9 protein-coding genes are annotated in these 10899 nt (G+C 68.6%); 6 read left to right on the top strand and 3 right to left on the bottom strand.

Annotated elements, in window-relative coordinates:
* Positions 1-65: 65 nt before the first annotated feature.
* Together ACI3KU_RS07850 and ACI3KU_RS07845 are read left to right on the top strand one after the other, a co-directional pair.
* The gene (locus ACI3KU_RS07850; protein WP_404921772.1) at positions 66-1499 is read left to right on the top strand and encodes an aldehyde dehydrogenase (NADP(+)); all 1434 of its coding nucleotides are present in this window, start codon (positions 66-68) and stop codon (positions 1497-1499) included.
* Positions 1500-1532: 33 nt separating this feature from the next.
* Positions 1533-3032, top strand: a complete 1500-nt coding sequence (locus tag ACI3KU_RS07845) for a DUF4038 domain-containing protein (RefSeq protein ID WP_404921751.1) — start codon at positions 1533-1535, stop codon at positions 3030-3032.
* Between the two features lie 98 nt (positions 3033-3130).
* On the opposite strand, the gene ACI3KU_RS07840 is transcribed toward ACI3KU_RS07845, so the two are convergent.
* Complete coding sequence (locus ACI3KU_RS07840; protein ID WP_404921750.1) at positions 3131-4489, bottom strand: MFS transporter; 1359 nt, start codon at positions 4487-4489, stop codon at positions 3131-3133.
* Positions 4486-4929: a MarR family winged helix-turn-helix transcriptional regulator gene (locus tag ACI3KU_RS07835; protein WP_404921749.1), complete on the bottom strand. Its 444-nt coding sequence runs from the start codon at positions 4927-4929 to the stop codon at positions 4486-4488. The genes ACI3KU_RS07840 and ACI3KU_RS07835 overlap by 4 nt, the downstream gene beginning before the upstream one ends.
* Positions 4930-5112: 183 nt before the next feature.
* Here ACI3KU_RS07835 and ACI3KU_RS07830 point away from each other — a divergent pair, with 183 nt between their 5' ends.
* The 4 genes from ACI3KU_RS07830 to ACI3KU_RS07815 all read left to right on the top strand — a co-directional run bounded on the left by ACI3KU_RS07830 (position 5113) and on the right by ACI3KU_RS07815 (position 9254).
* On the top strand, positions 5113-5958 hold the full coding sequence (locus ACI3KU_RS07830; RefSeq protein WP_404921748.1) for an alpha/beta fold hydrolase: 846 nt from the start codon (positions 5113-5115) through the stop codon (positions 5956-5958).
* Positions 5959-6115: 157 nt separating this feature from the next.
* Positions 6116-7165, top strand: coding sequence for a lipoyl protein ligase domain-containing protein (locus ACI3KU_RS07825; RefSeq protein WP_404921747.1), 1050 nt, complete (start codon positions 6116-6118; stop codon positions 7163-7165).
* Entirely contained in the window at positions 7144-8100 is a 957-nt protein-coding gene (locus tag ACI3KU_RS07820) for a DNA-methyltransferase (RefSeq protein WP_404921746.1), read from the top strand. The genes ACI3KU_RS07825 and ACI3KU_RS07820 overlap by 22 nt, the downstream gene beginning before the upstream one ends.
* A gap of 167 nt (positions 8101-8267) precedes the next feature.
* A complete protein-coding gene (locus tag ACI3KU_RS07815) occupies positions 8268-9254 on the top strand; it encodes an LLM class F420-dependent oxidoreductase (protein ID WP_404921745.1) in 987 nt (328 codons plus the stop codon).
* 47 nt (positions 9255-9301) lie between these two features.
* Here ACI3KU_RS07815 and ACI3KU_RS07810 read toward each other — a convergent pair whose 3' ends face one another.
* Positions 9302-10783: a carboxylesterase/lipase family protein gene (locus ACI3KU_RS07810; protein WP_404921744.1), complete on the bottom strand. Its 1482-nt coding sequence runs from the start codon at positions 10781-10783 to the stop codon at positions 9302-9304.
* Between the last annotated feature and the right edge of the window lie 116 nt (positions 10784-10899).

Raw genomic sequence — 10899 nt, 5'->3', positions numbered from 1 at the left:
CCACCTGCATTCGAACCACACCGCATCCGAACCCTGCTGTCATCGAACGGAGCAGAGCAATGACCATCACCACCACCCCTGACGAAGCCGCCGCGATCATCGCGCGCGCTGCGGCGGCGGCCCCGCTGCTGCGGGAGTCCGCCGACCTCGATCGCGCGGGCTGGCTGGATGCCGCGGCAGACGCCCTCGACGACGCGCGCGACGAGCTGGTGCCGATCGCGCACGAGGAGAGCCGCCTCCCGACCCCGCGGCTGCAGGGCGAGGTCGCCCGCACCACCGGTCAGCTGCGCCTGCTGGCGGAGGTGGTGCGCGAGGGGTCGTGGCGTGAGGCGATCATCGACCACGCGGTGCCCGAGCGCGCGCAACCCGAGCTGCGGCGCATGCTGATCCCGGTGGGTGTGGTGGCGAACTACTCCGCCTCGAACTTCCCCTTCGCGTTCTCCGTGGCCGGAGGCGACACCGCCAGTGCGCTCGCGGCCGGGTGCCCCGTCGTGGTCAAGGCCCACTCAGGACACCCGCTGCTGTCGGAGCGGACGGCCGAGGTGCTCTCTGCCGCACTGGTCGCCGCGGGGGCTCCGGAGGGCGTTGTGGGGCTGGTGCACGGTCGCGAGATGGGGCGCGAGCTGATCGTGCACCCGAGCATCGCGGCGGGCTCCTTCACCGGCTCGGTGGGCGGGGGACGCGCGCTGTTCGATCTGGCCGCCGGTCGCCCCGACCCCATCCCGTTCTACGGCGAACTGGGCAGCGTGAATCCGGTCGTGATCACGGCTACGGCGCTGTCACAGGACGCCGCTGGTCTCGCCGCGGGGCTGGCCGCATCGTTCACCCTGGGTGTCGGCCAGTTCTGCACCAATCCGGGGCTGATCTTCGTCCCCGCCGGACTCGGCTTCGCCGAGCAGGTCGCTGCCGCGGCATCCGGAACGGCCGAGGCGGAGATGCTCACCCCCGGCATCGCTTCCGCTTATCGCGACGGCTGGGACCGCCTCGCCGCCGTCGCCGACGTCCGCGTCGTCACCGCGGTGCGGGGCAGCGACCGCGCCGCGGGGCCGGGCGTCGCCGTGACGACACTCGCCGCGTTCGCGGCGAACCCCGTGCTGGCCGAGGAAGTCTTCGGACCGGCAACGCTCATCGTCGAGTACGCGGATGCCGCGGACCTGCACACGGTGCTCGGCGGCCTCTCCGGATCCCTCACCGCCACCGTGCATGCCGGCACCGGCGAGGAGATCGGTGAGCTGGTGTCAGTGCTGTCCACGCGCGCCGGGCGCGTGCTGTTCGGTGGGTGGCCCACCGGCGTCGCGGTGACCTGGTCGCAGCACCACGGCGGTCCCTGGCCCGCGACGACGTCGCTGCACACCTCCGTCGGGGCCACATCGCTGCGTCGTTTCCTGCGGCCGATCGTGTTCCAGGACGCGCCGCCTGCCGTGCTCCCACCGGCGCTGCGCGACGAGAATCCGCTCGGCATCCCGCGCCGTGTGAACGGCATCCTCACCCTCGACTGAGAACCCACCCCCGTGACGAAGGACGATGACAGCATGACCACCGTGCACGAGTGCACCGAATGGAGCTTCCACGCTCCGGGCGAGCCCATCCCCGCCGACCGCACGCCGATCACCATGACACTTCGCCTCGGCGATCGGACCGTGCTGGTCCCCGGCTTCTGGGACGGCGACGACGTGTACCGTGTGCGCTTCGCCGCTCCCGTCGCGGGGACCTGGAGCTGGGAGACCACCAGCGAGCATCCCGCGCTGAACGCGCTCACCGGCACGCTCGATGTCGCTGCGGGGGAGCGTCGTGGCCCGGTGGGGGTGGCGTCGGTCTTCCACTTCGCGCACGCGGACGGCACGCCGTTTCGCCCGGTGGGTGCCACGGCGTACAACCTGCTGCACCAGAGCGATGAGCGCATCGACACCACCGTGCGGGCCACTCGGGAAGCGGGCATGAACAAGTTCCGCTTCATGGTGTTCCCGCAGGCGGGGGATCGGGTCGGCCGCACGCCCGAGGTGATGCCGTTCGAGAAGCGCGCGGACGGATCGTGGAATCCGTCGCGTCCGGTCCCGGCCTTCTTCCAGCGGCTCGATCGACTCGTGCGCGCGTTCGGCGATGCCGGAATCCAGGCGGATGTGCTCATCTTCAACGCATACGACCAGGGGTTCTTCGGCCTGGACCGGATGAGCGAGGAGGAGGACGCCGTCTACCTGCGTTACCTCGTGGCGCGGCTCTCCGCGTTCGAGAACGTCTGGTGGTCGCTGTGCAACGAGTTCGACGTCATCACCGATCGTCCGCGGGAGCGGTGGACGCGGATGGGGGAGCTCCTGCGCGCCATCGATCCGCACGATCATCTGCGCTCGATCCACAACTGGATGGACCTCTACGACAACAACCAGCCGTGGGTCACGCACGCCTCGATCCAGAACGGCTCGGCGACGATCGACTTCGGTCGCGCCCTGCTGTATCGCGACGTGTACGAGAAGCCGATCGTCCTCGATGAGATCAAGTACGAGGGTGACATCAGCGACCGCTGGGGCGACCTGTCGGCCGGCGAGCTCGTGCGACGCATGTGGATCACCACGGTCAGCGGCTGCTATGTGACGCATGGCGAGAGCTTCGTGCTGCCCGACGGCGGTCTGCACATGGTGGAGGGCGGCGAGTTCCAGGGGCAGAGCGCCGCGCGCGCCGGGTTCCTGCGCCGCATCCTCGATGAGCTGGAGATCGCGGGACTCGATCCGATCGACAAGTGGGACGATCCGGCCTACGTCGCGGGCGCCCCTCGGCGGCAGTACCTGCAGTACCTGCCGGATGCTCCCGGGGCCTGGACGTTCCGTCTTCCGCAGGGCAATGTCGGTGAGCGGCTGGAGGTGGGTGATCGCTTCCGGGTCGACGTCATCGACACCTGGAACATGACGGTCTCGCCGTCCGAGCGGGTGTTCACGGTGACCGAGGTGCAGCGCAACGACGCCTACGCGCGCGACGATGCTCCGCTGGAGCTGCCCGCCGGGGAGGCGCTTGCGCTGCGGATCACGCGGGTGGCCTGAGACGTCGCGCCGCCGGGGGCTCCGGCGCTCGCGCTGCGGATCACGCGGGTGGCCTGAGACGTCGCGCCGCCGGGGGCTCCGGTCCGTGGCGGCGCGAATCAGCGCCCCGGGCGGTCCTTGTCCTCCGGCACGATGCGGATCGGGGTGGTGGAGGCGACCTCGTCGCTGAACTCCTCCGGCTCCACCTCGGGGATCACCGGGATCACCCCGGTGCGATCTAGCGTCAGAGCGAAGCGTCTGCTCGACGAGCGGTGGATGCGACCGGAGCGCAGCACCCAGATCGCGCCCACGGCGAACGCGAGGAGGCCCGCGATGGCGCCCAGGATGATCGCCCAGCGCGGGCCGTAGGCGTGCGCGACCCAGCCCACGATCGGGGCGCCGATCGGTGTGCCGCCCATCAGCACAGCGAGGTAGAGGGCCATCACGCGTCCGCGCAGGGACGGGTCGGTGGTGGTCTGCACGTGACCGTTGGCGGTGGTCATGACGGTCACCGTCGAGAAGCCGACGAACACGAGCAGGACGGCGTACAGCCAGTAGCTCTGCATGAAGGCCGAGATCGTCGAGGCGACGGCGAACATCGCCAGCCCGCCGATCGCGATGCTGAGGCGCGGTCGGTCCCGCCGGGCAGCGAGCAGTGCCCCGGCGAGCGAGCCGATGGCCACCACCGAGCTCAGCATCCCGAAGCCGTCGGCATCGCGGCCGAACTCCACCGCCATCGTGGATGTGAAGATCGGCAGGTTCATGCCGAACGCGCTCAGCAGGAACACCATCGTGAACGTGACCAGGAGGTCGGGGCGGCGGATGACGTAGCGGAAGCCGTCCGCCAGGCGCTCGGGCCCCTTCTGGCGGACGCGCGGGGCCAGCTCGGCGGGGCGCATCATCGCGAGGGCGATGAGCATCGCGATGAAGGTGAGGGAGTTGGCGAAGAACACCCAGCCGGTGCCGATCGCCACCACGACGATTCCGGCAGCGGCGGGGCCGAGCATGCGGGCCATGTTGAAGGAGGCGGCGTTGAGAGCGACCGCGTTCGAGGCGTTCTCGCGCGAGACCATGTCGGATACGAAAGCCTGGCGTGCGGGATTGTCGAAGGCCTGCACGAGACCGAGCGAGAACGCGAAGCCGTACATCATCGGGAGGGTCATCACATCGTTCAGCAGCAGCACGCCCATCACGGCGCCGAGCAGCAGCATCACGGACTGCGTGATCATGAGGAGCTTGCGCCGGTCGAATCGGTCGGCAACGAGACCCGTGATGCTCACGAGCAGCAGCGGTGGGGCGAACTGCAGGCCCATCGTGATGCCCATCGCCCCCGCGTCGTTGTCGGTGAGCTGGGTGAGCACCACCCACTGCAGTGCCGTTGACTGCATCCAGGCGCCGACGTTGGAGATCAGCGCGCCGATGAACCAGACGCGGTAGTTGAAGACCCGCAGAGAGCGGAAGGTCGCGCCACTGCTCATCGGTCGGCCACCTTCCGCATGATCTCCGCGGCTCTGACGAGGATGGCGTGCTCCTCATCGTCGAGTTCGTCCAGGGCCTGGTTCAGCCAGTTGTCGCGCTTGGCGATGGTGGCCTCGACCACCGTGGTGCCCGGATCGGTGATGGTGATGATCACCTTCCGGCCGTCGGCGGTGTCCGCGGAGCGCACTACGTAGCCGGCCTCTTCCAGGCTGTTGACGGTGCGATTCATGGAGGGTGCCGACACCCGCTCGTGAGTGGCGAGCTGGCCGAGCGTGGACGGCCCGTGCTTGTGCAGCACCCCCAGGACGGCGAACTGCGCATCCGACATGGAATCGATCGCCCGATGCGTGCGCAGTCGCCGCGCGAGCCGGAACGTCGCCATGCGCAACGATGCGCCGTCGGTGGGATTGGTCAGGGGATTGTCATTCACGCCAGTCATGTATTTACTTAGCATAGCTAATTACTCCTGCTAAGTAAATCCCCCTCCCCTCCCGTTTCCCCATGACCCGCGAGACTTCCCTCTGTGGGCGAGAATCGCCGCGTTGCGCCGATTGTCGCCCACACGCGGAAGTCTCACGGGGGATGTTGTGGCAACGATGCCCGTGCCCCCTAGACTCGCGGCATGCCCGAATACACCGACGCGCACGGCATCGCGATCGTCTATGACCGCTACGACGCCATCGGCGAAGCGCGCGGGGTGGTGCAGTTGGCGCACGGCGTCGGCGAGCACGCCGGTCGCTACGCGCTCCTGATCGCAGCCCTGCAGGGTGAGGGATGGATCGTGTACGCCGACGACCATCGCGGCCACGGTCGCACCGGCATGAGGCAGTGGGGCGGTGACGTCAGCAAGCTCGGGCGTCTCGGCCCGGGCGGACTCCGCGCCACGATCGCGGCGCTGGCGCAGTTCACCGAGCTGATCCGCGCCGAGAACCCGACGCTGCCGCTCGTGCTCCTCGGGCACTCCTGGGGCTCGCTGATGTCGCAGGAGCTGATCGCCCAGCACGCCGAACGCTACGACGCGGTGATTCTCTCCGGCAGCGCGCAGCGCACCTTCACCGGCCTCAACGCCCAGCCCCTCAACAGGCGTTGGGACGGCCCCGATGCGCACGGACTGGAGTGGCTGTGCTCGCTCCCGGAGGTGTGGGAAGAATTCCGCAACGATCCGCTCACCACCGAGACGCCGCTGCCGAAGCTGTTCGGCATCCCCGACACGCTGCGCATCCGCGGACGCGCCGGTGTGATGGCGAAGGACCTGCCGGTGCTGCTGATGGTCGGCTCCGAGGATCCCGTCGGCGGGCCGCGCAGCGTGCACAAGCTCGCCGACGACTACCGGACACGTTCGAAACTCACCGACGTGACGGTCTACGTCTATCCCGGCGACCGTCACGAGATCTTCAATGAGGTCGATCAGGAGAAGGTCCGTGCTGATCTGCTCGCCTGGCTCGAGGCTCGCTTCCCTCGCGACTGAACCAGCCCACACCTCGGTTGAGCGCTCGCTTCCCTCGCGACTGAGCGCGGTTCTCCTCGCACGGTCGGACCCAGACCCCGCCCGTCCCCGACCCTGACGTCCGCGGCATCTCCGGCACGAGATGCCCCGTCGCCCCCGCGCGAACTAGGCTGGGAGGATGCACGGCGAGTACAAGGTTCCCGGGGGGAAGCTCGTCGTCGTCGACTTCGCGGTCGACGACGGACGGATCAACGATTTCCACCTGGCGGGTGACTTCTTCCTCGAGCCCGATTCGGCTCTGGACGACATCAACGCCGCGATCGAGGGGCTGCCCGAGACCGCCGACGTCGCCACCATCGCCGCCGCCGTGCGCGCCGCCCTCCCGGAGGGTGCGCAGCTGCTGGGGCTCACGCCGGAGTCGGTCGGCACCGCCGTGCGCCGTGCCCTCGTGACGGCACCCGGGTGGAAGGACTTCGAGTGGGAGATCGTCCGCGATCCCGCCGTCTCCCCGAACATGAACCTCGCGCTCGACGAGGTCCTCACCACGCGCGTCGGGGAGGGGCGCCGCAATCCCACCCTGCGGATCTGGGAGTGGGATCAGTCGGCCGTGGTGATCGGCTCCTTCCAGTCGTATCGCAACGAGGTGGATCCGGAGGGGGCCGCGCGTCACGGCTTCTCGGTGGTGCGACGCATCTCGGGCGGTGGGGCCATGATGATGGCCGCGGGCCAGATCATCACCTACTCGCTCTACGTTCCCGCTGAGATGGTGGCGGGCATGACGTTCGCCGACTCCTATGCCTATCTCGACGACTGGGTGCTGCAGGCGCTGCGCTCGCTGGGGATCGACGCCACGTATCAGCCGCTCAACGACATCGCGAGCCCCACCGGAAAGATCGGCGGTGCCGCGCAGAAGCGCCTCGCCAACGGCGGCGTGCTGCATCACGCCACGATGAGCTACGACATCGACGGTCAGATGATGACCGAGGTGCTGCGCATCGGTCGGGAGAAGCTGTCCGACAAGGGAACGACGTCTGCGGCGAAGCGCGTCGACCCGCTGCGCTCGCAGACCGGCCTGTCGCGCGATGACGTGATCCAAGCATTCATCGGCACGTTCCGTCAGCTCACGGGTGCCGTCGACGGCACGATCGCTCCCGACGAATACGCCGATGCCGAGCGTCTCGTCGAGACCAAGTTCGCCACCGACGCGTGGCTGCACCGCGTCCCGTGACGGTCACCATCTTCGAGGGCGATAATCTCGACGTCCTGCGCCCGTACCCCGATGCTTCGTTCACGCTCGTCTACCTCGATCCGCCGTTCAACACCGGCCGCACGCGCGAGAAGGCCATCGAGACCACGCGCTCGATCCCGCAGGATGCGACCGACGAGAGCCTGGGGCTCGATCCGGGAGAGCGCGCCACCGAGAGCGACGAGATCACCGAAGCGGTGATCCGTCGTGGCTTCCACGGCCGCGCCTACGAGCGGATTCGCGGTGCCCTGCACAGCTTCGACGATCGCTTCGACGACTACTGGGAGTTCCTGGAGCCGCGCCTCTGGGAGGCATGGAGGCTGCTCGCCGATGACGGCACGCTGTACCTGCACCTTGACTATCGCGAGGCGCACTACGCGAAGGTGATGCTGGATGCCATCTTCGGGCGTGACAACTTCCTGAACGAGATCATCTGGGCCTACGACTACGGCGGCAAGACCCGCAAGCGCTGGCCCACCAAGCACGAGACGATCCTCGTGTACGTGAAGAATCCCGACAAGTACGTGTTCAACTCCGACGACGTGGATCGCGAGCCGTACATGGCTCCGGGCCTGGTCACAGCTGAGAAGGCGGCGCGCGGAAAGCTGCCCACGGACGTCTGGTGGCACACCATCGTGCCGACGTCCGGCAAGGAGAAGACCGGCTACCCCACGCAGAAGCCGGAGGGGATCCTGCGCCGCATCGTGCAGGCGTCCTCGCGCCCCGGCGACATGGTGCTGGACATGTTCGCGGGCTCCGGAACCACGGGCGTGGTGGCCGACGAACTGGGGCGTCACGCGGTGCTCGTGGATGACAATCGCACCGCCGCGGTCGTGATGCGCTCGCGTCTCCCGCGTGCCCGCTTCGTCGCCCCCGACGACGCCGACCACTCCGAGTACGAGCAGCTCACCGACTGAGCCCGGCTCGCGCCCGCCCCTGCGCACACCCGTGCCCCGGGCTCTCACCAGCGCGCCTCACGACCCGTGAGACTTCCGTCTGTGGGCGAGAATCCGTGCAACGCCGCGATTGTCACCCACAGACGGAAGTCTCGCGGTCCTGGGGGAGACGGATCTAGGCTGGCGGCATGAGATTCGGCGCGTTCATTCCGCAGGGCTGGCGATTCGATCTGGTGGGCATCGACCCCGCCGAGCAGTGGGCGACGATGCACGGCATCGCCGCCCACCTCGACACCGGGCCATGGGAGTCGTTGTGGGTGTACGACCACTTCCACACCACCCCGGTGCCGAGCAGCGAAGCGACCCACGAGGCGTGGACGCTGATGGCGGCGTTCGCGGCGTCGACCACGCGCATCCGACTCGGCCAGATGTGCACCTGCATGGGGTACCGCAACCCGGCCTACCTGGCGAAGGTCGCCGCGACCGTCGATATCGTGTCGGGCGGGCGCGCGGAGATGGGGATCGGGGGCGGCTGGTACGAGCACGAGTGGCGGGCGTACGGATACGGCTTTCCCGACATCCCCGATCGCCTCCGCATGCTGCGCGAGGGCGTCGACATCATGAGCCGGGCCTGGCGCACGGGCACCGCCACCCTGGACGGCCGCTACTACCAGGTGGATGGCGCCATCGTTCAGCCGCAACCGCTGCAAGACGGCGGGATCCCGCTGTGGATCGCCGGCGGCGGGGAGAAGGTCACGCTCAAGCTCGCGGCGCAGGTGGCGTCGTATACCAACTTCACGGGCACGCTCGAAGAGTTCGATCACAAGAACGCGGTGCTCACCGAGCACTGTCGTGCGCTGGGCCGTGACGACGCCGAGATCACCCGATCGTCCAACTTCAACACGATCATCGCGGCCACCGAGGCCGAGGCCGGCGAACGTCTGTCGCGGGTGATCGAGCGACTGCGACCGCACGTAGGGGACGATCGCGCTGCGCGTATCGAGGCGGAGTACCGCGCATCGGACGCGTTCGGCACCCCGGCACAGATCGTGGCGAAGCTCACAGAGCGAGCCGAGCACGGCCTCGGCTACGCGATCCACTACTTCCCGGAGGCCGCCTATGACCGCTCCGGGCTGGACCTGTTCGCGAGCGAGGTCATCCCCGCCTTGCGCTGACGGTTCATCCCCGCGGTACAGCAGCGGCTCGATCCCTACAGCAATCCCTACAGCAGCGGCTCGACGGAGGCGAACCCGCCGACTTCCTCTTGCGCCGTCGCGCCTGAGCCGCCGAACACGATGCCGGATTCCGGCGTCGTGGACCAGGCGGTCCACCCCGGGTTCCCGGTCTTGACGAAGGTCACGGCGGCGCCGTGGATCGCGTCGGCCAGGGCCTGTGGCGGGTTCGGTCCCGTCAGGGCGTCGACCGCGGGGCCGTCGAGACAGTCGAAGAAGAACGGCACGTCGATGCAGTGCACTGCGGCATCGAACTTCCTCGAGCGGAACGCGACGCGATACACCCACGTGGGGGCATCGCCGCGCGCGCGGGCCGTCTTCACGACGCCGGTGCGAAACATCTTGTCGGTGATCAGCCGACCGAGCACGGCGGCGTGACCGCGCGAGACGACGGCGCGGTTGGCGGCGAGATAGCCGCGACGAACGGCGGAAGTCAGCTTGAACGGACGCAGCAGCAGGGCGAGCGGGATCCAACGCAGCTTGCTCGCCTGGTCCTGAACCGCCATCGAGAACTCGTCGTCCGCGGCACCCAGCACCAGTGGCTTGTCGGCGCCGACGCTCTGCGCCAACGACTGCGGCGTGGGACGAACGATGAGGTCGTCGTCGATCGTGGGGCCGAGGCCCAGACCCTCGCCGATCGTCTCACCCATCGAGCTGAGGTCGAGTTGGCTGAGCTTGCGTTGGGCGGTGAGCACGGCGTCTTCGGAAACCGAGGCGAATCCTTCGCGCGTTGCGGGAACGCCCAGCTCGCGCGCCATCTTCGCGCTGAAGGCTCGGGCGCGCTCGGGCGAGACGTCGGCGAGAGCGCCGGAGAGCGCGTACACGCCGTGGAAGAGGTGCTGCGCGGCGGGCATGCCGAGCAGCGTCAGTACGGCACCGCCTCCCGCGGACTGGCCTGCGATGGTCACGCGCGACGGATCGCCGCCGAACGCCGCGATGTTCTGCTGCACCCATTCGAGGCCGGCCAACCAGTCGCGCACCCCGCGATTGGAGGGTGCGCCTTCGATGTGTCCGAAGCCATCGAAGCCGAGGCGGTAGCCGATCGAGACCGTGACGACGCCGTCACGATTGAAGGCCCGGCCGTCGTACCACGCACTGGCGGGCGAGCCCGCGAAGAACCCGCCGCCGTGGATCCAGACCAACACGGGCAGTTTCGCCGTGGTGTCGCCCGGTGCCGGGGTGAAGACGTTGGCGTTGAGGGTGCTCTCACCGGGCACCGACGGCTCCGGGATCAGCGTGACACCGGGATCGCCGCGCTGCGCGGTGGCACCCTGCTCCAGCGCATCGCGCACGCCCGGCCACGGCAGGACGGGTTGGGGCGCGGCGAATCGCAAGTCTCCGATCGGGGCCTGAGCGAACGGGATGCCGAGGAACGCCGCGCTGCGTACCGGCGATCCGGCGAGGTCGCGCCACGCGCCGCGCACGCGACCCGCGGCGGTCTGGACTTCGACGTCAACGGGGGATTCGGTCATGTCATCTCCGGATCGAGGGCACCGATGCTCATCAGCGTAGCGATCGGCGGTTAAGTTCACTCCGTGAAATAAGTTAGGCGATGACGCGCCGAAAAGCAATCGACATTCGGTTTTAG

Origin of the sequence: Microbacterium sp. ZW T5_56, assembly GCF_044987425.1 — a bacterium.
Classification (GTDB): Bacteria; Actinomycetota; Actinomycetes; order Actinomycetales; family Microbacteriaceae; genus Microbacterium.
This window is presented reverse-complemented; position numbering and strand designations above follow the sequence as displayed.